This window comes from Geoglobus acetivorans, assembly GCF_039641995.1.
Classification (GTDB): domain Archaea; phylum Halobacteriota; class Archaeoglobi; order Archaeoglobales; family Archaeoglobaceae; genus Geoglobus; species Geoglobus acetivorans.
In genome coordinates, this window is the sequence record NZ_CP087714.1 from 339725 (window position 1) to 361724 (window position 22000).

General features: G+C 45.9%; 23 protein-coding genes, 1 tRNA gene and 1 pseudogene. 19 read left to right on the forward strand and 6 right to left on the reverse strand.

The window, feature by feature from the left end:
• Window positions 1-28 precede the first annotated feature (28 nt).
• From LPQ35_RS01920 to LPQ35_RS01970, 11 genes and pseudogenes are all read left to right on the forward strand, one after another.
• On the forward strand, window positions 29-661 hold the full coding sequence (locus LPQ35_RS01920; protein WP_203218939.1) for a cobalamin biosynthesis protein: 633 nt from the start codon (window positions 29-31) through the stop codon (window positions 659-661).
• A complete protein-coding gene (cobJ, locus tag LPQ35_RS01925; protein ID WP_193806373.1) occupies window positions 645-1394 on the forward strand; it encodes a precorrin-3B C(17)-methyltransferase in 750 nt (249 codons plus the stop codon). The genes LPQ35_RS01920 and cobJ overlap by 17 nt, the downstream gene beginning before the upstream one ends.
• An 11-nt stretch (window positions 1395-1405) precedes the next feature.
• Entirely contained in the window at window positions 1406-2002 is a 597-nt protein-coding gene (locus LPQ35_RS01930) for a precorrin-8X methylmutase (protein WP_346297714.1), read from the forward strand.
• Window positions 1986-2909, forward strand: a complete 924-nt coding sequence (locus LPQ35_RS01935; RefSeq protein ID WP_193806368.1) for a cobalt-precorrin-5B (C(1))-methyltransferase — start codon at window positions 1986-1988, stop codon at window positions 2907-2909. The genes LPQ35_RS01930 and LPQ35_RS01935 overlap by 17 nt, the downstream gene beginning before the upstream one ends.
• A gap of 202 nt (window positions 2910-3111) precedes the next feature.
• Window positions 3112-3747: an archaeal proteasome endopeptidase complex subunit beta gene (gene psmB, locus LPQ35_RS01940; protein WP_193806710.1), complete on the forward strand. Its 636-nt coding sequence runs from the start codon at window positions 3112-3114 to the stop codon at window positions 3745-3747.
• A gap of 25 nt (window positions 3748-3772) precedes the next feature.
• Window positions 3773-5684, forward strand: a pseudogene (locus LPQ35_RS01945) (beta-CASP ribonuclease aCPSF1).
• Window positions 5681-6184, forward strand: coding sequence for a molybdopterin-guanine dinucleotide biosynthesis protein B (gene mobB / locus LPQ35_RS01950; protein WP_193806365.1), 504 nt, complete (start codon window positions 5681-5683; stop codon window positions 6182-6184). The pseudogene LPQ35_RS01945 and the gene mobB overlap by 4 nt, the downstream one beginning before the upstream one ends.
• A complete protein-coding gene (locus tag LPQ35_RS01955; RefSeq protein ID WP_193806363.1) occupies window positions 6159-6854 on the forward strand; it encodes a uroporphyrinogen-III synthase in 696 nt (231 codons plus the stop codon). Before mobB ends, LPQ35_RS01955 begins: the two co-directional genes overlap by 26 nt.
• 25 nt (window positions 6855-6879) lie before the next feature.
• Window positions 6880-7773, forward strand: coding sequence for an aspartate carbamoyltransferase (gene pyrB / locus LPQ35_RS01960; RefSeq protein ID WP_193806361.1), 894 nt, complete (start codon window positions 6880-6882; stop codon window positions 7771-7773).
• Entirely contained in the window at window positions 7770-8228 is a 459-nt protein-coding gene (gene pyrI, locus LPQ35_RS01965) for an aspartate carbamoyltransferase regulatory subunit (protein WP_193806359.1), read from the forward strand. Before pyrB ends, pyrI begins: the two co-directional genes overlap by 4 nt.
• Window positions 8229-8232: 4 nt before the next feature.
• Window positions 8233-8730, forward strand: coding sequence for an ACT domain-containing protein (locus tag LPQ35_RS01970; protein WP_048092782.1), 498 nt, complete (start codon window positions 8233-8235; stop codon window positions 8728-8730).
• On the opposite strand, the gene LPQ35_RS01975 is transcribed toward LPQ35_RS01970, so the two are convergent.
• Genes LPQ35_RS01975 through tatC form a run of 3 tightly spaced genes read right to left on the reverse strand, consistent with a single transcriptional unit; the run spans window position 8731 to window position 12178 of the window.
• Window positions 8731-10164, reverse strand: coding sequence for a TrkH family potassium uptake protein (locus tag LPQ35_RS01975; RefSeq protein WP_193806357.1), 1434 nt, complete (start codon window positions 10162-10164; stop codon window positions 8731-8733).
• Window positions 10161-11462 (reverse strand): Trk system potassium transporter TrkA, encoded by a 1302-nt coding sequence (gene trkA / locus LPQ35_RS01980; RefSeq protein ID WP_346297664.1) that lies wholly within the window; start codon window positions 11460-11462, stop codon window positions 10161-10163. Before trkA ends, LPQ35_RS01975 begins: the two co-directional genes overlap by 4 nt.
• Entirely contained in the window at window positions 11459-12178 is a 720-nt protein-coding gene (tatC, locus tag LPQ35_RS01985; RefSeq protein ID WP_193806352.1) for a twin-arginine translocase subunit TatC, read from the reverse strand. The genes trkA and tatC overlap by 4 nt, the downstream gene beginning before the upstream one ends.
• An 82-nt stretch (window positions 12179-12260) precedes the next feature.
• Between tatC and LPQ35_RS01990 the strand changes: the two genes are divergently transcribed.
• The 5 genes from LPQ35_RS01990 (at window position 12261) to LPQ35_RS02010 (ending at window position 16376) form a co-directional block, all read left to right on the forward strand.
• Complete coding sequence (locus LPQ35_RS01990; RefSeq protein WP_193806350.1) at window positions 12261-13388, forward strand: aconitase X; 1128 nt, start codon at window positions 12261-12263, stop codon at window positions 13386-13388.
• Entirely contained in the window at window positions 13385-13792 is a 408-nt protein-coding gene (locus LPQ35_RS01995; protein WP_193806348.1) for a DUF126 domain-containing protein, read from the forward strand. Before LPQ35_RS01990 ends, LPQ35_RS01995 begins: the two co-directional genes overlap by 4 nt.
• Window positions 13776-14786, forward strand: a complete 1011-nt coding sequence (locus LPQ35_RS02000; RefSeq protein ID WP_346297665.1) for a site-2 protease family protein — start codon at window positions 13776-13778, stop codon at window positions 14784-14786. Before LPQ35_RS01995 ends, LPQ35_RS02000 begins: the two co-directional genes overlap by 17 nt.
• A gap of 22 nt (window positions 14787-14808) precedes the next feature.
• On the forward strand, window positions 14809-15363 hold the full coding sequence (locus LPQ35_RS02005; RefSeq protein WP_346297666.1) for a CoA pyrophosphatase: 555 nt from the start codon (window positions 14809-14811) through the stop codon (window positions 15361-15363).
• 71 nt (window positions 15364-15434) lie between these two features.
• A complete protein-coding gene (locus LPQ35_RS02010) occupies window positions 15435-16376 on the forward strand; it encodes a cell division protein (protein WP_193806344.1) in 942 nt (313 codons plus the stop codon).
• Here LPQ35_RS02010 and map read toward each other — a convergent pair.
• Together map and LPQ35_RS02020 are read right to left on the reverse strand one after the other, a co-directional pair.
• Complete coding sequence (gene map / locus LPQ35_RS02015) at window positions 16366-17223, reverse strand: type II methionyl aminopeptidase (RefSeq protein WP_193806342.1); 858 nt, start codon at window positions 17221-17223, stop codon at window positions 16366-16368. The genes LPQ35_RS02010 and map overlap by 11 nt on opposite strands.
• Window positions 17220-18326: a M24 family metallopeptidase gene (locus LPQ35_RS02020; protein WP_193806340.1), complete on the reverse strand. Its 1107-nt coding sequence runs from the start codon at window positions 18324-18326 to the stop codon at window positions 17220-17222. The genes map and LPQ35_RS02020 overlap by 4 nt, the downstream gene beginning before the upstream one ends.
• Before the next feature lie 203 nt (window positions 18327-18529).
• Between LPQ35_RS02020 and LPQ35_RS02025 the strand changes: the two genes are divergently transcribed.
• Window positions 18530-18603, forward strand: a tRNA-Lys gene (locus tag LPQ35_RS02025).
• Window positions 18604-18934: 331 nt separating this feature from the next.
• Entirely contained in the window at window positions 18935-19351 is a 417-nt protein-coding gene (locus LPQ35_RS02030) for a hypothetical protein (protein WP_193806338.1), read from the forward strand.
• Window positions 19352-19441: 90 nt separating this feature from the next.
• Here the strand turns inward: LPQ35_RS02030 and LPQ35_RS02035 are convergent, their stop codons facing one another.
• Window positions 19442-20773: an AN1-type zinc finger domain-containing protein gene (locus LPQ35_RS02035; RefSeq protein ID WP_193806336.1), complete on the reverse strand. Its 1332-nt coding sequence runs from the start codon at window positions 20771-20773 to the stop codon at window positions 19442-19444.
• 185 nt (window positions 20774-20958) lie between these two features.
• Here LPQ35_RS02035 and LPQ35_RS02040 point away from each other — a divergent pair, with 185 nt between their 5' ends.
• The gene (locus LPQ35_RS02040; protein ID WP_193806334.1) at window positions 20959-21576 is read left to right on the forward strand and encodes a hypothetical protein; all 618 of its coding nucleotides are present in this window, start codon (window positions 20959-20961) and stop codon (window positions 21574-21576) included.
• Window positions 21577-22000: the final 424 nt, after the last annotated feature.

The window sequence follows — 22000 nt, forward strand, 5'->3', positions numbered from 1 at the left end:
GGAAAAGCTGAAAAAAGTTGCCGGATTTTTGGGTGGAGAAATCGTAATATATGAGAAAAACGTGTGGGAGAGGCTCGCTGACCATGATGCAATCGTTGCCATCATGCCAACCGGCATAGTCGTCAGGGGGCTGTGTGGAATTGTGAAGAGCAAATGGGTGGACCCTGCCGTTGTGGTAATTGACAAGGGGATGAATTATGCGGTACCTCTCCTGGGTGGCCACCATGGAGCAAACGAGATTGCTTTGAGGCTTGAAAAGCTCGGGATGAGGGCAGTGATAACCACGGCAATGGAGTTCGAGGATGGGCTTAGTGTGGGCATAGGATTCAGGAAAAATGTCGGGGCTGAGGAAATAATCTGCGCTATTGAAAAGGCTTTGAAGGAAATTGGGGCTGGAAGAAGCGATATCAGAGTAATTTCAACGTGGGAGGGTAAAAAAGGCAGTGAGGAACTAAGAAAGGTGTCCGATTATTTCAAGAGACCTCTCATGTTTCTGAGTGATCAGGAAATCAACAGCATGGATGTCTCATCTGAATCAAAAGCTGAGCGGATCGGGCTTAAGAGTGTTAGCGAGGCCTGCGCTCTTTATTTTTCGAGAGAAAGAAAGATTTTACTTCCAAAAAAAATTTACGGAGGCGTTACAGTTGCAATCGCAAGGTAAGCTTTATGTTGTGGGCATCGGACCCGGATGCAGAGAATTGCTCACGCTGAAAGCTGAAGAAGTCCTTAAAGGTGCCGATTATGTGATAGGGCATAAAAGATACCTTGATTTTATCAGAGATGTTGTGGTTGGTAAGATCGTGGAGAGCGGAATGGGTAAAGAGGTCGAACGAGTGAAAAAGGCCATAGGGCTTGTGGAGGACGGCTACGTGGTCTGTCTTGTTAGCGGTGGTGATCCCAGCATTTACGGACTCGCTCCTCTTGTTGCAGAGGTTATTTACAGAAATGGAATCGAAATTGACTGGGAAGTAGTTCCGGGAGTTTCTGCCTTAAATGCAGCTTCCCCTCTATTTGGCTCTGCCATAGCTGGAGATCACGCTGTAATCAGTTTGAGCGATCTGCTCACTCCATGGGACATTATCGAAAGGAGGCTGAGAAAGGCACTTGAGGGGGATTTTGTTATTGCGCTGTACAACCCCTCAAGCAGAAGGAGGAAATCCCGGCTGGAGAACGCTGTTGAAATAATTCGGGAGTACAGGGGCAACTGCTTTGTCGCCCTCGCCAGAAATGTTTGCAGGGATGGTGAGGAGGTCATGATTGTGCGACTCGATGAAGTTGCTGAACTTGCGGACATGCATACGCTGATCATAATCCCCTCTTCCGGAACGATCGTGGATGGTGATCAGATGATAACCCCAAGAGGGTATTCGGAAAAATACAATCTGGAGGTGTGAGTGTGCAGGATATGGGCAACATCACGTTTGACGCAGACGAAATCGTGAGAAAGAGTTACGGGATTGTGGAGAAGTATGTGGAGGGAAGAACTCCTGAAGAAAAAATCATCCAGAGGTGTATAATTGCAACGGGAGACCCGAATGTGAGGGATCTGATCGTCTTCAAAGGAAACGCTGTCGAGGCAGGAATACGAGCGGTGGTTGAGAATACAACCGTTGTTTGCGATGTGAACATGGTTTCTGCTGGAATTAACAGGAGAAAATTTAGAGGGGATGTGTTTGTGGCGGTTGAGCATGGGAATGATGCCAGACTTACAAGGGCCATGAGCGGAATGTATGCTCTGAGGGAAAGGGTGGATGGAGGAATCGCCATTGTGGGAAATGCGCCATCTGCAGCAATAGCTCTTTACAATCTTGTTCAGAAAGGTGTGAGGCCAAAATTCATCATAGCAACGCCCGTGGGGTTTGTGAATGCCAGTGAGTCGAAGGAGATGATACGGGAGCTTGATATTCCGTCAATCACAACCGTTGGCACGAGAGGTGGCTCGACACTTGCAGTTGCTGTGTTCAACGCCCTCGTAAATCTTGCATATGAAAGACCCTCTTGAACTTTACAGTTACCCGGAAGAATGGGTCGAAAGGGAGGCGGAAAAGATAGGCTTTGACAGAGTGAGGAGCAGGATAGAGTCAGGGCTTTACATCCTCACTCACAGGGGGTGGCTGAGAAGAGGCATAACAACTGCGACAACCGCCTCAGCATCAGCGGTTGGAGCAATAGCATCTATGTTCGGAGAGAGTGAGAGGGTAGAGGTATGGACTCCCGCGGGAATATGCATCGAGGTAGGGGTTAGAGCAAAAAACGGGGTTGCGGTGGCAAAAAAATTCTCTGGCGACCACTCGTTTGATGTTACTGACGGTGTTGGGATAAGGGCCGAGGTGAGTGAAAGTCTTGAGTTTGGAGAAGGTGTTGGCAGGTTTAGGGGAAAGCCTGCTGTCAGCCTCTCGGCCAGGAATCAAATTCTCAGAAATATCGAGATGGTAAGAGAAAAATACGATTATGATGGCTCGGTCAGAATAACGATTCCCGAAGGTAAAGCTTTGGCCACTCTCACGGATAATCCCAGAATCGGCATAAAGGGTGGACTCTCTATCCTCGGAACCACTGGCTTCGTCGAACCCTGGTGTGATGAGCTTGTTGATGCCAAGGTGGTGGTAGCGAAACAGTATGATCGTGTGGTGCTCACGACAGGCAGGAAGGGGTGGAAATGGGCGAAGGAAAATCTGAAGGGCTTTCAGCCGTTCGTCATGGGCGTTTATTTTGAAAAAGCTCTTCGGGAGCTCGATGGAGAGATAGTTATCGCCGGGCTGCCGTCTCTAATTATCAAGTGGGCGATTCCGGAGATGAGGGGAAAAATCCTGAGGGGAATTGACCCCCGAAAATACAGAAAAACAGTCCTTGAAAAAGCAAGGGAGATAAACAGCAACGTTTCGGATGTAATTCTTCTCAGGGGTTAGATGTCCACCTCTGCCGGTTCACGTTTTCGGGCGGTAGGCCAGGTATGCTCATGCGAGGTACGTTCTGTACCTTGTGCATAGCGGTTGTGCATGAAACAATACATCAAACGCAAAACTTAAAAACATTCTGGATAAATTGTTAACAGCCATCGGGCTTTTCTTCGAAAAATCCAGAAAGAAGGAGATGTTTATGATGCCAGAAATGTTACAGGATAAGGTGTATAAAGGAACGACAACCGTAGGGATAGTGTGCCGTGACGGCGTTGTAATGGCGACAGAGAAAAGGGCAACAATGGGCCACTTCATCGCCAGTAAGAGGGCCAGAAAAATCTACCAGGTCTCTGACAGGGTTGCGATGACAACGGCAGGAAGTGTGGGTGATGCACAGTTCCTGGCGAGGCTTATCAAGGTCGAGATGAACCTGTATGAGGCACAGAAAGAAAAAAGACCTACGGTTAAGGCGATAGCCACCATGACGTCCAATCTCCTCAACTCAACAAGATATTTCCCGTATCTTGTACAGCTGCTCATTGGAGGCGTGGATGAAACTGGTGCGAGTGTATTTTCCATAGACCCTATTGGGGGAGCCATTGAGGAGACGGACATAGTTGCAACAGGTTCAGGCTCTCCAATGGCGTATGGCGTTCTGGAAGATGCCTACACAGAGGGTCTGACGGTGGATGAGGCAGTTGAGCTTGCAGTGAGGGCAATAAACTCAGCGATGAAAAGGGACTCTGCAAGCGGGGATGGAATAGATGTTGTAAAGATAACTCCGGAAATGTATTATGAGCTTAAGAAAGAGGAAGTTGAGCAGATCCTCTCAAAATTCAGAAAATAAATCTATTTTGTCAGGTTAGGGTATCATGTCAAGCAAGGAATACATCAGGCAGTTAAAGGAGAAAATCAGGGAGCTGGTCCCGGAAAGTGTGAGAATAAAAAACATTGAGTTTGAGGGCCCGCTCCTTGTAATTTACGTGGACAATCTTCAGGAGTTTGCTGAAGCTGGAGATGTTGTAAGGAGACTTGCAAAAGACCTAAGGAAGAGAATTATCGTAAGACCTGATCCAAAGAACCTCAGGCCTCCGGAAGAAGCGAAAGAAATCATCAGGCAAATAGTTCCCGATGAGGCTCAGATTACAGGATTTTTTCTTTGATGAAGAGAATGGTGAAGTCATAATTGAGGCAGAAAAACCCGGAATTGTAATTGGAAAGAATGGTGTTACGCTCAGAGAGATAATGAAGGCTGTTGGATGGAGCCCCAAAGCCGTGAGGACAGCTCCTCTTAAATCAAAGACCATAGAAAACGTCAGGGAGTTTCTGATAAACGTAAAAGATGAAAGGAAGGAGATTCTCAAAAGAATCGGAGAAAGGATTCACAGGGGGACAATTTATGAGGACAGGTGGGTCAGGGTAACATTTCTTGGCGGCTCGAGGGAGGTTGGGAGGAGCTGCTACCTTCTGCAAACTCCTGAAAGCAAGGTGCTCATAGATTGCGGGGTCAATGTTGGGAATGTTCACCAGTCTCCTTACTTCTACGTCCCCGAAATTCAGCCCCTCGACAGTATTGATGCGGTTGTCATAACTCACGCTCATCTTGACCACTGCGGTCTGCTACCCATCCTCTTCAAATACGGTTACAGGGGACCGGTTTATCTCACACCACCAACCAGAGACCTTATGGTTCTCCTTCAGCTTGACTTTATAGAGGTTGCAGCGAGAGAGGGAAATCCAACTCCGTATGAGTCTCAGCATGTCAGGGAGGCTTTGAAGCACACGATACCGCTGGACTACGGAGTTGTTACGGACATAACCCCTGATATAAGGCTCACGTTCTACAATGCAGGTCACATTCTCGGCTCTGCGATAGCACACTTCCATGTGGGGGAGGGCCTGTACAATATCGCCTTTACCGGCGACTTCAAGTTTGAGAAAACAAGGCTGTTCGACAGGGCATTCACGAACTTTCCGAGAATTGAAGGCCTCATAATGGAGGCGACGTATGGTGGAGCAGAGGATTTCCAGCCTTCGAGAAAGGAGGCTGAGGAAAAGCTGATAGAGGTCATAAAGAGAACGATTGAGCGTGGGGGAAAGGTGCTCATTCCGACTTTTGCGGTGGGAAGAAGCCAGGAGGTCATGATAGTCCTCGAGGAGGCAATAAGGAACGAGGTGCTTGAGCCTGTGCCAGTGTATCTCGATGGGATGATCTATGAGGCAACGGCCATACACACGGCCTATCCCGAATACCTCAACTCACACCTGAGGGACCTTATTTTCCACCAGGGCATTAATCCGTTCATAAGTGAGAGCTTTGTCAGGGTGGACTCTCCGGGCAAGAGACAGGAGGTTATAGAGAGCTCCGAACCATCTGTGATTCTTGCCACCTCCGGTATGCTCAACGGTGGGCCGGTTATGGAGTACTTCAAGGCCTTCGCTCCGGACGAAAGGAACACGATAGTCTTCGTCGGTTATCAGGCTGAAGGGACGCTTGGCAGGAGGATTCAGAAAGGGTGGAAGGAGGTGCCGTTACCGTCTTCCGGGGGTAAGAGGGATGTTGTAACCATAAACATGGAAGTCGAGACCGTTGACGGGTTTTCGGGTCATTCTGACAGAAAACAGCTTTTGAATTACGTGAGAGCGCTGAAACAGAAACCTGAGAAGGTTATAACGATTCACGGTGATGAAAACAAATGCATAGAACTTGCCTCGGCAATCTACAAGACCTACAGAGTTGAAACGAGAGCTCCGCTGAATCTGGAGACGGTGCGATTCCTATGACGAGGCTGATAAGCTTTGTTGGCACCTCAAACAGCGGTAAAACTACACTTCTCACGAAAATCATTCCGAAGCTCAGGGAAAAGGGGCTGAGGGTCGCGGTTGTAAAGCACCATGCACACGGTGATTTTGAGATTGACAGGGAAGGCAAGGATTCCTGGAAGCTTTACAGCAGCGGTGCAGATGTTGTAGTCTCGTCTCCCGTAAAAATGGCCTTCATAAGAAGAGCTGAAAATGACAGCCTCGACTGGATTTTCGATAGGTATCTGAACGGGGATTACGACCTCGTTCTTACTGAGGGGTTCAGCAGGGCAGGAAAAGACAGAATTGTTGTGGTAAACCATCCTGAGGAAATTGGCAGGTTCACTCATGGAAGGATTCTTGCCGTGGTTTGCGATGCTGATGTTGAGGGGTTTCCGGCCTTTAAGAAAGACGATGTTGACGGAATAGTCAGATTCATTCTGGAGCTTGTCGGAAATGAGGGTCGCTGTATTCAGACCTGAGGAGTATCTGAGCCGGACAGTGGACCTTTTGAGGAGCCAGGGTTATGACGTTCTGGCAGTGCCTATGATCGGCATTGAGGAAAATGATGTGTGTGTTAGGGATGCAGATTTCACGATAATAACGAGCCAGACCGCAGCCAGAATAGCCCTGAGGAAAAACCTTCTGAGAGGGACAGTAATAGCCATCGGGCCAAAAACTAAGGAAGCCCTTGGCAGGGAGTGTTTGCTGCCCTCGAAATACGATTCAAAAACCCTTTACGAGGAATTCAGAGAAATAGTCGCAGGCAAAAAGGTAAATTTGCTGAGGAGCGATAAGGGCGATCCCGTTTTGAACAATCTTTCAGAGGTGTGCGATTTAGAGGAATATCAGCTTTACAGGATCGTACCACTGAAAGGCGCAATGCAGAAGGAGGCAGTGAGGGAAATCGCCGAGGGTAGGGTGGATGCAGTTATTTTTTCGAGTTCTATGATTGCCGAGAGCTTCATGGAAAATGCGAGGGAGACGAATCTTTTTGAGAAGGTTATTGAGCGGCTCAGCAGTATTGTAACTGTTGCAATAGGCCCGCCAACGGCAGGAAAGCTCCAGAGTTTTGGTGTAAGGGCGTTGATTCCGGAGGAATACACTCTGGATGGGGTAATTTCACTTTTAAAGAGGTTGCAAAGCGCTTAAATATATCTTCTTCAATCAGATTTTGATGTCGAAATTCAGGAATCTCATATCCATAGATGACCTGAGCAGAAAGGATATCGAACACATTCTTTCAAGAGCTGATGAATTTCTGGATGTTGCGAGAGGCGAAAGAAAGCTCAGGATACTTGAGGGCAGAATTCTCGCCAACCTCTTTTTTGAACCTTCCACGAGGACAAGGATGAGTTTCGAGTCTGCAATGAAGAGGCTGGGGGGTGATGTGATCAATCTTGGAAGTCTTGAGGCCTCAAGCTTTGCCAAAGGAGAGAGCCTTGCAGATGCGCTTAGAGTGGTCGAGCAGTACGCTGATTGCATAGTGCTGAGGCATTACAGAGAAGGGTCTGCGAGGTTTGCAAGCGAGATATGCAGCATTCCGGTGATAAATGCCGGAGATGGGGCAGGACAGCATCCTACTCAAACTCTGCTGGATCTTTATACGATAAAGAAGGAGGCGAGGCTTGACAATCTGAAAATTGCCCTTGTAGGGGATTTGAAGTATTCAAGGACTGTTCACTCTCTAATAAAAGCTCTTGCCCTTTTCAATGCCAGGATATACCTTGTATCTCCCGACTCCCTTAAGCTTCCGGAGGAGATACTTGAAATGGATATTGATTTTGTGGAGAGTGATCTCAAAACGGCTATCGAGGAAGTGGATGTTGTTTACGTCACGAGAATTCAGAAAGAGCGTTTTCCTGATGAGGAGGAGTACAGAAAGGTTGCCGGAAGTTACAGGATAACTGCGGAGATGCTTGAGAGTAGTGATGCAATAATCATGCACCCTCTGCCAAGGGTTGACGAGATTGCCTATGATGTTGATGGCCTGAAAAATGCTGTTTACTTCAGACAGGCTTTTTATGGCGTGCCTGTGAGAATGGCGATTCTGGCGGAGGTGCTGCTATGAATCTGCTCACAATCAGCAAGATAAAGGATGGGACAGTTATAGATCACATCCCTTCAGGCAAAGCCCTCGAAGTTCTGAGGATTATCGGTGTGAGGAGCGGGAGCAAAGAGAAGGTCAGTATGGCGATGAATGTTGAAAGCAGCAAAATGGGAAGAAAGGATATCGTGAAGGTGGAGGGAAAGTACATTGGGGAGGAGGAGCTGAACAGAATCTCTCTGATAGCTCCGGAAGCTACGATAAACATAATCGAGAACTACGAGATAGTCCGGAAATTCAAGGTTTCGCTGCCTGAAAGGGTGGAGGGCATTCTCAAATGCCCCAACCGAAACTGCATATCCAACGATCCAAGAGAACCGGTTCTGGCCAGATTCAGGATAGAGAACAGTGATGGCGTTGTGGCGAGGTGTGAATACTGTGGAAAGAAAGTTTATGAGATAGAAAAGTACTTGGTGTGAGCCTATGTGGAGCAAAATTCGGGAAAAATTTGAGAGGTATCCATCGCAGATAGCCGTAGCAAAGGAATTTTTGAAGCTTGGCATTTCCGTTAGAGATGGTAAGGCATACTGTGGCAATATTGAGCTCGTTCCGACAAAAATAGCTGATGCTGTTGGCGTTGACCGAAAGGTTGTGGTCTCAGCCATTCAGAACATAGAGGATGACGAAGAGCTTAGAAAGGTCTTTTCATCCCTCAGACCTGTGGCATACATAGCCGAAGTTGCCAGAATTCTCGGATTCGGCGTTCTTGAGGTTTATGCGGACAGTCAGAAACCGGGCATAGTCTCTGCTGTAACCCAGATACTTGCAAGGGAAGGGATATCCATAAGGTACATGCTTGCCGAAGATCCCGAACTCAGCGTTGAAAGCAAGCTCACAGTGGTGACGGAAACGAAGATACCGGGCAAGCTCGTGGACGAGTTCCTTCAGGTTCCGGGAGTGTTCAAGATAGTTATTGGCTGACTACCACCTTTCTCTCCAGAACGATGGAATGAACAGCGAAAGGACTGTGAAGAGCTCAAGCCTTCCAATCCACATGTTGAAGGCAAGCACGACCTTTGCAAGGGGATGGAGTGAGGCATAGCTTTCTGTGGCTCCAACAGCTCCAAGTCCCGGTCCAACGTTGTTTATGGTTGCAGAGACTGCAGAGATGGAGGATATTGCATCAAGTCCGGTGAGTGACACCAGAAACGTCGAAAATACGAAGATTAGAACATATAATGAGAAGAATGCTGTGATGTTGTGCAGTATGTCCCAGTCCACCACCTCACCATTGAGCTTTATCAGCCTAACGGATCTGGGTTCTGCGCTTTTCAGAATCTGATTGAGGGAATATAGAGAGAGCAGGTATATTCGTATTACCTTAATTCCCCCGCCTGTCGAGCCGGTCGAACCTCCAATGAACATGAGCATCAGAATCAGAATCTTTGCCGAGTCGCCCCATGCGTCAAAGTCAGCTGTGGTGTATCCCGTCGTGGTCATTATACTTGCAACCTGGAAGAATGAGTATCTTATCGATTCGAGCAAATCGTAGTTGCCCAGGTTCATCGCTGTCAGCACGATTCCCGAGAGTATGAGGATAAATATGTAAAACCTGAATTCCACATCTCTGAGGAATTTTGGCTTCCCGGTCAGCAGGAGATAAATTAGAACGAAATTTGTACCGCCAAGAACCATGAAAACGAAAATTGTGAATTCAACTGCCGGGTTGTTGAAATACGCCACGCTCTCCGTGTGCGTCGAGAATCCCCCGGTGGACAGGGTTGTGAATGTGTGGTTTACCGCATCAAAAAATGAAACACCAAGCAGTTTCAGAAATGCGATTTCGAGGACAGTCAGTATCATGTAGGTCGCATACAGTCTTAATGCAGTGTCTCTCATTTTCGGCCTTATTTTCTCTATTTTCAGTCCGGGAACTTCAGCCTGTAGTAAAGTCTCCCCTTTCTTTGAGAGGGCAGGAAATATTGCGACGAAGAGGACGACGATACCCATACCACCGAGCCACTGTGTTAAGCTTCTCCACAGGAGCAGTGATCTGGGGAGGTTTTCAACTCTGTCAAAAATGGTGGCACCGGTTGTCGTGAATCCGGACATGGTTTCAAAGAAGGCATCTATGAAACCCACTCCGTAGTGGATGTATGGAATGGAGCCAACAAGAACTGTTATGAGCCATCCAAGTCCCACGATGGCGTATCCTTCCTTGTACTTTGCGTACTCGCTCTCAGGTTTTGATGCGACATAGAACGCAATCCCAAGCGCCATCGAAATGATCATGGGTATTATGAATGCAGAAAGATCTTCTCCGTATATGTGGGCGGATATAAGTGGCAGGATGAATATGAAAGAATAGTAAATCGAAATCTGGCCCAGATAATTGACCACCAGTTTGGTGTTCATGCCATCAGCCTTTTTTTCACCTTTTCTACGTTCTCCCACGTGGTTATGATGTATACCAAGTCTCCTCTGCTAATCTCTGTATCTCCCTTGGCGATCTCGATCTCGCCCTCTCTTCTGATTGCGACAATTATTGTGCTTTCGGGGAGCTTTATCTCTGAGACTTTTTTCCCATCAATTCCGCTCTCTATTTCAAGAACCACAACGCCCTCTTTCACCTCTCCAATCGCCCTTATGTCCATCAGCCTGAGGAGCTTCATAACCTCAAGGTATGTTGCCCTTCTTGGAGATACAGCAGCGTCAACACCCACCTTCTCAAACAGAGGTATGTACTCCTTCTTATCCACCTTGACAAACGCCTTTTTTGCCCCAAGACTTTTCGCAAGGAGTGCGATGAGCAGATTTTTCTCATCGCTTTCGGTGGCAACGATTGCGATGTCTGCCTTGTCAATCTCCTCCTCCATCAGCAGGTCTATGTCAGTTGCGTTTCCGACAATGACCTTTGTCCTTTTCAATTCCTTTTTTGCCCTTTCAGCGATACTCTCGTCGAGATCTATCATCTTGATGTTCAGATTGGATTTCTCGAGTATTTTTGCAGTGTATACTCCAATCTCACCTGCCCCCACAATGAAGACGTTTCTCACAACTGGCTCGCCTATCACTCCTCTGAGAACCTGAATTTCCTCCTTTTTTCCAAATACTGCCAGTATGTCTCCGGGTAGGATTTCTGTATTTCCTCTCGGGAGCAGGATTTTGCCTTTTCTGTGTATTGCAGCCACAATCACATTTTTCGGGAACCCTGCATCGGCAATTGTTTTTCCTGCAAGGAGTGAATCCTCCCTCACCGCCATCTCCACAAGTATGGCATCCTCAAGCTCTGCAAATTCCACAGAGCCGGGAATCGTTACCAGCCTTGCAAGATAACTGGCGAGGACGAGGTTGGGGCATACAAGGACATCGTATCCCACGGGGTGGTTCCTTATCACCGGCATGTCTGCATATTCTGGCTTGTCTACCCTTACGATGACGGTTTTAACTCCCAGCTTTTTTGCAGCTAAGGCTGAGAGCAGGTTTATCTCGTCGTTGCCCGTAACTGCAAGAAACAGATCTGCAGACTCAATACTTGCTCTTTTGAGTACAGCAACGTTTGCTGCGTTTCCCATCACAACCTCCACATTCAGCTTGTCAACTTCCTGGGCTTTTGATAGGTCACTCTCGATTACCGTGACATCATAGTCTTCCGCAAGCTCTTTTGCGATGTTGTATCCCACCTCGCCGGCTCCGGCTATCACTATCCTCATTGTGTATCCCTCTCGAATATCTTGGCTATTAATATACTTATCTCATACATCACGACAACCGCTGCAAGCACAATCATCTGGGTAACCCCCGTAAAATCGAGTGTGAGGTTTGTGGCGAGGATGAACACAACCACATATACGATCAGGCGTTTATCTCTCAGCCACCTGTGACTGATAAGCCCCAGTTTTACGGCTATGAGTGTTACAACCGGGATCTGAAACGATAACCCTACTGAGAGGGACAGCTTTACCGCATTGTTCAGGGCTTTTCTCACTGACAGAAACGGCTCGGCACCAAAGTACTCAACAACCGTAACGCTGTAGAGCTTTGGCAGAATTATGTAGTATGAAAAGAGAACGCCTATTAAAAATGTGACGTATGAGAATGGTGCAAGCCTCCTGACGAACTCCCGCTCGTGAGGATAGAGCCCTGGCTTCATGAACAGGTATATCTGGTAGATTATCCAGGGATATGTTGCCAGAAAGGCGAGAAATGCGGAAATCAGAATTCTTGCAATCATGTATTCGGTTGGTGTGTAAACGACCATGTCCTTTTCGGGGAAAAGCTGCTGCCAGAGGAAAGTCAGTATTCTGTCGGAAAAGTAAAAGAATGCTCCCGTGACCAGGAAGAAGGGTATGACGCCCTTTGTAACCCGTTCTTTCAGCTCGGCAAGATGTTCTCTAAGTTCCATGTCCCTGTCTTCAGGTGGCTGCACAGCAGGGTATATGCACGGCTACTTAAAAAATCATCCATGCTTTATGGAAACTGATTTATTTTTGTCCCCGAAATTTCATTCAATGCATCTCACGAAGGATGAAGAAAAGCTGCTCGAAAGTGAGAACGAAACGGTAAGAAAGTGCATGGAAATTCTTGTGGCTCTCGGAGAGATTTACGGGGCTGAAAGGCTCGTGGAGATAAAATCTGCTCAAATTTCTGGAATATCCTACGGAAATATTGGCGATGCCGGGCTTGAATGGCTGGAAACCCTGAACGCCAAGGTTGTGGTAAAGAGTTACGTGAATCCTGCTGGCATGGACATTGAAAAATGGCAGGAGATGGGTATTGACGAGGGATTTTATGAAAAGCAGATGAGAGTACTCAGCGCTCTTAAGAGGCTGGGTGTGGAAATGACGCTTACGTGCACACCCTATTACATCGATACGCCCTCGTATGGGGATCATCTTGCATGGGCTGAAAGCTCTGCTGTGATTTACGCCAACTCTGTGATTGGGGCGAGAACCAACAGAGAGAGCGGAATTTCTGCCCTGGCTGCAGCGATCGTCGGTAAAACTCCAATGTATGGTTTGCATTTAAAGGAAAACAGGGCTCCGGAGGTCAGGATAGTTGTCAGGGGGGTTGAGCCAGCGTATGCCGGGTACGAAGTCGGGAAGCTGGTTGGTGCCAGTATCCCCTTCGTGGAGTTTGACAGAACACTTTCCAGGGATGAACTCAAGGCGTTTGGTGCCGCACTGGCTGCAAGTGGAGGAGCGGGCATGTTTCATGTCAAAGAACAAACTCCCGAATGGGAGGATTTCAGCATTCCGGAAGAAAAAATTGAGTTCGAGCCTGATGGAGAGCTCAGGGGATGTGAACCTGACCTCATAGCCATTGGATGTCCCCATTTATCACCTGAAGAGCTTAAAGAGATCCACTATCTTCTCAAGAGACATGGCAGGGTTAAAAGGGAGGTATGGCTCTTCACATCGAGATCGGTAATGAAGGAGCATGCAGAGCTTGTTGAAAAAATAAGGAGTTTTGGAGTCAGGGTTTTTGCAGACACATGCATGGTCGTCTCACCGGCGAGTGAGAGGTTTGAGTGTGTGATGGTCAATAGTGGGAAAGCTTTTGAGTATCTGCCCAAGCTGAGAGGAGTAAAGGCCATTTTTGGTTCTGTAGAGGAGTGCATAAGGAGGGCTGCCGAATGAAACTCAGAGTGAGGAGCATTTCAAGGGGAAGGGCTGAAGGTTATGCGATTGTTTCGAAGAAACCGGTATCCTTTCTGGGGGATGTCAATCCAGAAACCGGAGTAATTGTTGATTCGAGCAGCGATATTTATGGGGAGAGCATAGCTGGAAAGATATTCGTCTTTCCTGAAGGCAGGGGATCTACCGTTGGCACGTACATCCTTCTGAGGATGAAAAAGAATGGATGCGCCCCTGCGGGGATTGTGATGGAAAAAAGCGAGGCTATTGTTGCTGTTGGTGCCATAATTGCGGAGATCCCGCTGGTGGACATGCCGGAAGCTGATGGTTTTGATATGATCCAGTCCGGGAATTTTGTCAGAATCAATGCCGATGAGGGGTGGATTGAGGTTGAGAGAGAAGATTGAGAGATATTTTCACGTTTACTATCACGAAAAAGGAGAAGATTTTGAGAGGTATTATGTTCTGCCTCTTGTGAATCTCAATTCGGAGGAGGTGCAGTATCTCTTTCAGGAACTCTCTGAGAACTACGACGTGAGGTTGAAGACGCATTTCGGTGAGTTCATTCTGGAACTGAAAAGGAGGAAGGAAAGTTACAGGTTGAACGTAATACTGTTCATCGCAACCTTTGCGAGCATCACGTTTACCGGGTCCACGTTTTATGGCTCATTTGATTTAATTCTCGGTCTGAAATTTGCAGTTGCCCTCATGTTCGTTCTGGGGAGCCATGAGATGGGCCACTTCATCGCGTCAAAGAGATGGGGGATGAAGGCATCACTGCCATACTTCATCCCCTTTCCAACGATCATAGGCACTCTGGGTGCGGTAATCAGGCAGAGGGGTGTGATAAAGAGCAGGCGGGCATTGCTGGAAATAGGTGCTTCCGGTCCGCTTGCAGGAGTTGTGGCGGCACTGATTGTGACATATATAGGATTGAAACTGCCAGTTCCCGAACTAAGTGTAGAGGGTGGGGGCGGAATAATGCTCGGAGAGCCCCTGCTGTTCAGGTTCGTGGCAAACGTTGCCGGATTTACTGGAGAGTACATCCATCCCGTCGCCTTTGCGGGCTGGGTGGGGATGTTTGTTACTGCCCTGAATCTAATTCCTGTTGGCCAGCTTGATGGAGGACATGTGATGAGGGCGATGCTGGGGAACAGGGCTGATGCGATTTCGAGGATTTTTCCGTTTGTTCTCCTCGCTGCAGGGTATCTCTTCAAAGATTCGGGGGGGATCTGGTTCTTCTGGGCAATACTGGCATTCTTCTTTTCTATGCAGAGACATCCAAAGCCATACGATGACAGTCCGCTGCCCCTGAAGTATCTCCTTCTAGGAATAGTGACGTTTGTGGTCGGGGCCTTATGCTTCACACCGGTTCCCTTCAAATTTGTGGAAGGCTTATAAAGGATGGCGAGGGAGTTAGACTGTGAGATTGCATGAAATGCTTGCGAACATCCTGGATTCAACGCTCGAGTATGTAAGAACCGAGAGAATTGCGGCAATACTCATACCGATTGTAAACTCGAAACATCCTGAGATCGTAATGATCAAGAGGAAAAAGACACTGAGCAGGAGTGCGGGACACATCGCCTTTCCCGGTGGGATGAAGGACGAAGATGAAAGTCCGGTGGATACAGCTTTAAGGGAAACTGAAGAGGAGATTGGTGTTGATGCTGAAAAGGTTGAGGTTCTCGGTTTTCTGACTCCTCAGGAGGTTATTGAGCACAGGATAAAAATTCATCCTGTGGTGGGAGTGATTGATAAGGCAGAATTCATAAAAAATGATGCTGAGGTTGACAGAATTCTCGTCGACAGACTCGACCTCGTTCTCAAATCGAGACGAATTGCAGACTGGGGGCCTAATTTCGAGTGCGACGGAGAACTGGTATGGGGAGCATCGAGCAGAATACTTGATGACCTGTACATGAGGATAATTCGCAATTTTGGTGGCATAGATGCTTTTTTCGAAATGCTGGGTTGATCTTCTATTCTGCGAAACACAATTGCAGATTCGAAAAGTAATTTAAATTGAATTATTAAATTCCAATCTGAATGAAACTTCTGACCATAGGGACCGGGGATGCAGTGTGGATTGCGGACCTCTTTGCATCGAGGGGTGCGAGGGTAAACAACATAAGTCTTTTCAAGACGTTTGCGGTCGTAAACAGCGTTGATAAGCTCAAAGCAATAAGGCACGTTGATGATAAGCGGAGATTTTACACAGTTTTCAGAGATGGAGATGTTGACGTCAGAAGTGCGTTCAACAGCATTCTCTCATTCAACGAGCTTTACGAAGCATCCTTGGTTATATGCGATGTAGAGGATGAATTTTCCTTTTATTCGGCAGTGAGATTCGGAAACGAGCTGGAAGTTGTAACTGAAGAACCAAGGCTCTGCATCGCCATGATTCCTGAGCTTTCGGACGCTTCAAGCGTTTCAGTCTCTCTTCTGAGAGTGAGGAAACTGATGAGTTCATTCGACTATGTGTTTGTTTTTGAAAAAACTCCCGGGTTTGAGCGCAACCTGCTCAAGGCGTTCAATGTTCTCTCTCTTGTAGGTGAAATTGATGCGAGAAAACGGCTGAGCGGGGAGGTTGTCGTTGATACAAGCGACTTTCTCAATTCTCTGTCGGGGGACGGTGTAACTGTTACCGGGACTTCGGGAGAGATCTTGCCGTTCAAGATCATTAGAAGATTGAGGGCGAGGAGTTCAAGCACGACAATTGCTGAAAGGACTGAAAGGATGGTCAGGCTTTATGAAACCTCTCTGACCACCATTGGAGCGAGATTTGAGATAGAGAGTGCGAGAAAGGCTCTTGTGGTTTTTTCAGGAGATCCGGATGAAATCACGATGGACGGAATGTTTGAATGCATAAAGGCGATTGAGCGAATGAACCCCGAAATGCTCGTCAGGTATGGAGATTATCCAATCCCGAATTCGAGAGAAATAAATATTGTTACTGTTTTTTCTGGAATAAAGAAGTTCAGGTTATGATTTCCGCTCCGGTTTCGGTAACGATTACTGTATGCTCGGCCTGACTTACAGGCTCTTTGCTCACCTCTGAAAGCACGGGGTACGCTCTCAAAATTCCTTCTCTCACGAGCTTTGATATTATTATTTCTCTTGGATTCGAAAGCCACCTTTTCGCAAAAGGTAGCGTTCTGTACTTTTCAACCTCGGAAAGCAGCTCTCTTGCCATTTTCATTCTCACGGGTCTGCTGGAAATGACTGAATATATCTCAACCTCGCCTCTCTCTACGACTCTTCCCTTTCCGGGTGTCATAAATGGTTCGATGGCGAATATCATCCCCTCCTCCAGTTTCACACCCCTTTCTGTTTTATAGTTGTAGATGGACGGAGGGGCATGGGCAACGTAAGGCATGAAACCATGTCCCGTGAGGTTGTAAACAGGCTTGAAACCGAAATCTCTTGCAGTGTTCTCAATGGCCTCCCCTATTTCTGCCGTAGTTATTCCCGGCTCCACAATCTCAATGGCATTTTTAAGTGCCTCTTCAGCACACCTAACAAGCTCTTCATGGTCCCCAAGATCGATGGTTATCGCAGTATCGGCAATGTATCCGTCAATATGGGCACCTATATCCAGCTTAACGAGATCTCCGTCTTTAAAAACTCTTTCGTCACTTTTTGAAGGTGTGCAGTGTGCCGCATCCTCATTTAGCGAGATGTTGCACGGGAATGCAGGTTCTGCGCCAAGTTCTCTTATTCTGTTTTCCACAAACTCAGTAACTTCAATCATTCTGGTTCCTGGTTGGATAAGCTTTACTGCCTCCTCCCTAACTGTTTTCAGGATTTTTCCCGCCTCAACATGTTTTTCCATCATCTTCCCAGCCTCACATAATCTTCGAATTTTGTTAATATCTCAGATCCGCTTTTTTTAACAACGACGGTATCTTCAACCCTCACACCGCCAACTTTTTCGTAATACAGTCCCGGCTCTACTGTTATAACCATTCCTGCTTTAAGCTCTTCCCCACCATCAAATATTCTCGGCTTTTCATGTACCTCAAGCCCCACACCATGCCCGGTGGAATGTATGAAGCCCTCCCTTGATTTCTGTCTTGTTGTTCTGTATCCGTAAGATTCAAGGATATCACAGACCCTGAAATGTATGTCCTCACCATTTATGCCTTCCTTCACCATGGATATCGCCGTGTTTTTCGCTTCTATGCATGCCTTCAGCATGTCTTCAATTTCCTGGTTCTTCTCAATTACGACTGTTCTGGTAAAGTCTGAATGGTATCCTGTTTTTTTGCTTCCGGGGAATATGTCGAAAATAACATGACCCTCAACTCTCCCATGCCCGATATCGTGAGGGTAAGCACTGCTTGCCTTTCCAGCAATGATCGTGTCCTGGGCAAGGTAGCCCCTTTCATACAGGTGTGCTTCAACACTGTTTCTCAGCGTTTCGGAATCTCTTTCCTTCTCAAGCAGTTTCAGGAAGAACTGGAAGGCGCCAATAATGGCGTTGCTCACGTCCTTTATGTGTTCTATCTCCTCCGGGGTTTTTACTTTCCTCATGTCTGCATACGGGTTTTCCACAACCTCCACGTCAAAATTCTGTGCGAGCTTTTCATAGAGGAATGCAGGAAAATCGTCCGGAACGAGGATTTTTCTGGCATGATGTGTTTTGAGCAGCTCTATGTATGTCTCTGTGAGGGCATCTTTTGCGTTTTTACCCTCTTTTATCTTCTCATAGAATCCGAGATCGTTCAGACTTGCTATTTCTCTAACTCTACTCTCTTTTTCGGCCCTCCTTTTTTCCATCTCGCTGACAACAAGCAGCTCCGTGCCATCATCGCCTATCATGTAAAATGCGGGATCGGGAATCCAGAATTTTGTGGCGTAGCGAAAGTTTGCGTTTTTCGAGCTGGCATACATTATGAAAAACTGTGCATCCCTGTCCTTTAGCAGAGAGAAGATCATGTCCCGTCATTATCTCAGGAGGTTATAAAATTTGGGGCGGATTGAATGGTGAGGGAATTTGCATTCCCAGAACGATTGCCAGCGCAATTTTTCCCCGGGCAGAGTGAGTATCGCCCGGACTTTCTTTCCACTTTCCACTGAATTCTTGCCCGGCATCAATCACCAAAAAATTGATAAATCGCTTCAGTGGCTTGGAGTGATAAGGGCCGGTAGCTTAGCCAGGCAGAGCACGGGACTCTTAATCCCGGTGTCGGGGGTTCAAATCCCCTCCGGCCCGTCTTAAAATTGTTTGGGGAGTATGCCAAGGTGATTTGTCCATTCTAAGAATTCTATGAGTCTGGCTTCGAGGTTAGATGTAATATGGGATGTTGAAATTCGGGAAGACATAATAAGATTATGGAATTTTTAAAAAATGAGATTATCTTTCGGAGAGTTGTCCACCTAAATAATAAATGTTTCTTTACCAGATTTCTACAGACTCCGCTCAAAAGTATGTTATATGGTGTGACGCCGGTGAGAATAACTTAGATGATTGGGTGAAAGATTATGCAGAAAAATACCTCTGACATAGATACTTTTAAAACATCAAAAAATCCATAAGTGGTAATATGGGATTAAACAATAGGAGAGTACCAATAATCTTGCTTATCTTTTCTTCCATGATAACAGGTGCGGGTTACTGGATGGCAATACATCCTATTAAAATTTCAATCAGCACAGTCACACTTGGGCTTCATATTTTTGCGATTGGTGTGTTACTTTTTGCTCTTTCTATAGTCGTTATTGTTAATGAGATGTTCATAAAAAAGGTGATTGAAAGAAGGGTTCCAAAAAACGATAGAAACCAGTATATGGCAAGCTACATTGCGGGAGTGTATGGTGGTTTAACTGTTTATGCAATCAATTTTGTTTTATCGTCTAAATCTTTCAGTGGGGCATTGTGGGCAGGTATCGGGTTTTTCTTTCTGTTTGTTGTTATGGGCTTGTTTGGATTGACTGCACTTGCTTTTACTTTAGAAAAATAGTGGTACCACCTCATTCCGATTGAACTAGAACATTTTTTCTAAAAAACCTCTCAAAAAGTTTGTTTTTTGTGTTGCAAAGGCGAAATTTGGTTAGGGCTGAACAAAGACAGTATATTCAAGAATTGTCCAGTAATCATCGCGCTCAGGGTCGAAAGGATGCTTAAGTCCACTTTTATTCTCTGCCCATATCACCACTGTATAGAAACCAGGACCTTTAATCGGTCTTATTTTAAAGGAGATATCGAACTTTTGGCCAGCTAAGGTCCATTTTAAAGGTCTCCACGTCTCGATATCCTCGTAATAGGCTCGTCCTGGGACTACACCAGCAATAGGGTCCCCTATGTCATAACTGTGCCTCTTATTGAATTCTTCTCTGGGTGGTGGATGGTAATATATCATGACTCCCTCAAACTTTACATCCTGGTTTAACTTCCCAGAAGCTGAAAACACCATATTGTCTACTTTGGGGACTTTAGTCCATTCTACATATTTTTTTGTCATGTGCAGAACCAGTACCATTCTATTCGAGTCCCAAGCAACACCAATATCGATGTAATTGTTGCTGGGATCTAAGAGAGAATCCCTATGCCCCCAGTTGGACAGCGCATCATCATAAATCATACTTTTAACGCTTTTTAAAGCGTAGTCAGCCACATCAGTTTGATCCAAAAGCCCTCCAACAATTCTATATTCGCCACAATTTTCTTCCATTGCATACAGTCCTCCTTTCTTGGTGTAATAGTAGAATGGAGGGTATCCTTCGGGATCATAATGGCCAAAATAATTTCGTTTAATCATATCCTCTGCCCTAAATTGGGCAATCCCAGTAGATATTAGTTCGACAGCCGGTAAACCTCTTTTCACTCTCTCTTTATTAAGGTATTCAAGAACTGCGTGGATGGTCTCATTTGTTATCTCCTCTCTTGATGGCGTTCTGATAACCTCTTGTAAAGTCTGATTTACACTTTTTTTGGCCTTACTTAACTCTTCTTTTACGTTCTCTACGACTTCGGTTTGTGTTGCATTGGGCAAAATTCTATCCAAGTCGTCTACCTTAATCGGCAAGTTGTTGCTATAATATCCTCCGATTCCCAACAGGGCAATGAACATGAGTAATAGCAATATCCTTAATTTTCCTGATTTTCTTTTGGGTTTTTTGTATCCTAGCTTTATTTTTCTGGATTTACCTCTCTTTTTGACCGGACCTCTGCTCGTTTTACGACTCATGTCGGGTTCAAATCTAACAGGTATGTATTCGTCTTCCCTCTTCAGGTTACTTGGTGATGCTCTTCGAAACCATAAATCAATACCAGAGCAATTATGCTTTGGAGGTAACCTGCAATCCTCACAGAAAAGATTCCCACAGTACTTACATCTGAAAGGCAATGCAGTTTCTTTGCCACAGTGATGACACTTTGTCATGTCTTAGATCGAATCTATTTTGCTAAACATAACATTTTCGATATTCAGAAATTATATTCTAACAAAAGCGCGTTGATGTGGATGACCCTCATATTTGCACATCGCTGTTTATACCATTACTATAATCTTTAAATTGAAAAGGTTTTTAAAAATTATATACAAATGAGTTCCGCGGGGGAGAAACGATGTCTAATAATATGGGCGAAGTAAACGATATTTACGACCTGATTACAAAAATTATCAATCCTAAATTAAACAATGTTATTGGATTGCTGTATGGTTATGGGGGGATGAAAAAGGGGACGTATAAGATAGACTATGCGACAGCGAAACAGTTTACACCCGAATCGCGACTTGCAAAAGAAATTGAAGAATGGCGAGAGGAGATATATAGAAAATATGATGGCAAAGATCTAAAATCGCTGAGATATGACTTAATAGGGGATTATTGGAGATTCTTTAGACATGTATGTGGAGAACTTCAGAAACTCGATAGTAAGTTGGCTAAGATTGTTTTTGATACTATGTTTGAGTTGGGTGGAATAATCGAGATGTGGTTGGATAAGAATAAAGAGTTTTTTTCAGTTTATAATTTACTTACTGAGAAAAATAAGGAATTGAGCGACCTTCAAGAACGCATAACATCTTTAGAAGACAAAATCAAAGAAAAAGAAGTCTTAATCGGTGAAATAGAATCTGAATACAAGGGGCATAGCCAAAGCATGTTCAAAAAGGGACTGGCACTGGGATTCATTTCAGGAATTGCAGTCATGGGCGCTCTTGTGTATCTGCTATTCCTTTGACATGGCTTTTCCCGTTTCATAACATCAAATTGTATGAGGATGTAATCGAGAGACTGATCGAATCGCGAAGAGCAATAAGTGAAGAGTGGGAGAATTGGAGAGGCGAGTTATCTACAGTTGGAGGGGGTTATTCGTTTCATTGAACAGTAGCTTAAGTGCAAAAATATCGGAGACTCCTTAAAAGCCTGTGAGTAAAGTAAAAGGGATTGGATAGGAATTACGGGTCCAATACTGCCGGATTTATCTTATGTGGGTCTGAACAGCCTGGGATCCTTCAGGATTTCGGCTACATCTTTTCTCTCTTTCTCGTCCATTTTCATCACCTCTCGGTTGTTGTGAGTCTTAGTGACACAATGACATATAAACCTTTCCATTTTTACTGCAACTTTAACAGTGCTATGCCAGGACATCGCAGGCTTTGAAC

Bases quoted from the DNA above. Each gene is read 5' to 3' on its own strand.
- LPQ35_RS01930 (WP_346297714.1), top strand. From the start codon at position 1,406: ATGGGCAACATCACGTTTGACGCAGACGAAATCGTGAGAAAGAGTTAC.
- LPQ35_RS01935 (WP_193806368.1), top strand. From the start codon at position 1,986: ATGAAAGACCCTCTTGAACTTTACAGTTACCCGGAAGAATGGGTCGAA.
- psmB (WP_193806710.1), top strand. From the start codon at position 3,112: ATGTTACAGGATAAGGTGTATAAAGGAACGACAACCGTAGGGATAGTG.
- mobB (WP_193806365.1), top strand. From the start codon at position 5,681: ATGACGAGGCTGATAAGCTTTGTTGGCACCTCAAACAGCGGTAAAACT.
- LPQ35_RS01955 (WP_193806363.1), top strand. From the start codon at position 6,159: ATGAGGGTCGCTGTATTCAGACCTGAGGAGTATCTGAGCCGGACAGTG.
- pyrB (WP_193806361.1), top strand. From the start codon at position 6,880: ATGTCGAAATTCAGGAATCTCATATCCATAGATGACCTGAGCAGAAAG.
- pyrI (WP_193806359.1), top strand. From the start codon at position 7,770: ATGAATCTGCTCACAATCAGCAAGATAAAGGATGGGACAGTTATAGAT.
- LPQ35_RS01970 (WP_048092782.1), top strand. From the start codon at position 8,233: ATGTGGAGCAAAATTCGGGAAAAATTTGAGAGGTATCCATCGCAGATA.
- LPQ35_RS01975 (WP_193806357.1), bottom strand. From the start codon at position 10,164: ATGAACACCAAACTGGTGGTCAATTATCTGGGCCAGATTTCGATTTAC.
- trkA (WP_346297664.1), bottom strand. From the start codon at position 11,462: ATGAGGATAGTGATAGCCGGAGCCGGCGAGGTGGGATACAACATCGCA.
- LPQ35_RS01990 (WP_193806350.1), top strand. From the start codon at position 12,261: ATGCATCTCACGAAGGATGAAGAAAAGCTGCTCGAAAGTGAGAACGAA.
- LPQ35_RS01995 (WP_193806348.1), top strand. From the start codon at position 13,385: ATGAAACTCAGAGTGAGGAGCATTTCAAGGGGAAGGGCTGAAGGTTAT.
- LPQ35_RS02010 (WP_193806344.1), top strand. From the start codon at position 15,435: ATGAAACTTCTGACCATAGGGACCGGGGATGCAGTGTGGATTGCGGAC.
- map (WP_193806342.1), bottom strand. From the start codon at position 17,223: ATGATGGAAAAACATGTTGAGGCGGGAAAAATCCTGAAAACAGTTAGG.
- LPQ35_RS02020 (WP_193806340.1), bottom strand. From the start codon at position 18,326: ATGATCTTCTCTCTGCTAAAGGACAGGGATGCACAGTTTTTCATAATG.
- LPQ35_RS02030 (WP_193806338.1), top strand. From the start codon at position 18,935: ATGGGATTAAACAATAGGAGAGTACCAATAATCTTGCTTATCTTTTCT.
- LPQ35_RS02035 (WP_193806336.1), bottom strand. From the start codon at position 20,773: ATGACAAAGTGTCATCACTGTGGCAAAGAAACTGCATTGCCTTTCAGA.
- LPQ35_RS02040 (WP_193806334.1), top strand. From the start codon at position 20,959: ATGTCTAATAATATGGGCGAAGTAAACGATATTTACGACCTGATTACA.